General features: G+C 47.7%; 1 protein-coding gene. It reads right to left on the bottom strand.

Annotation, left to right across the window (positions count from 1 at the left end; translation table 11 throughout):
• On the bottom strand, positions 1 to 503 hold a 503-nt coding region (locus R7E78_RS31015; protein ID WP_318059257.1), incomplete at both ends, for a cache domain-containing protein.

Here is a 503-nt window from a genome sequence, read left to right as displayed (position 1 = left end):
ACAAGTCAAAACCACGCACGCGGGAGGCGCTGATTTTGATGATCGGGTCTGCGCTTTCAGAGGCGAACAAGCGTTGGCCTTTATCCGAAAACTTTGTGCCCCAAGACACTACGCTGCCTGGGCCAGAATGTGCCACTAATCGGTGTTCTTGGTCCATGATAAAGACCGATGCTTTGGTGTTCTTCTTGATGACGCGTAGAAACTCGTTGAAGGTATTGATACGAATATCCGTCACCAATACGCCCGCAAATTCTTGGTATTCGTACACCGGTGTCATAGCAGATAAGGTGATGTCTTGGCGCTCATCCGCATTGGTGTAGATTTTTGACCACATTGGTTTTTCGTCTTTGGCGACAGGTTGATACCAAGGACGAGTTCTTGGGTCGTAAGGCGTGATGACAGTACGAATATCGTTACTGACATGATCTGTGCCGTAGATGATTAACTTACCATCGGTGTATTTATCTTGGACCATCAAGGTGTAATCGTCGGAGATCTCGCGA

It is taken from the genome of Vibrio sp. YT-19(2023) (assembly GCF_033337395.1).
This window is presented reverse-complemented; position numbering and strand designations above follow the sequence as displayed.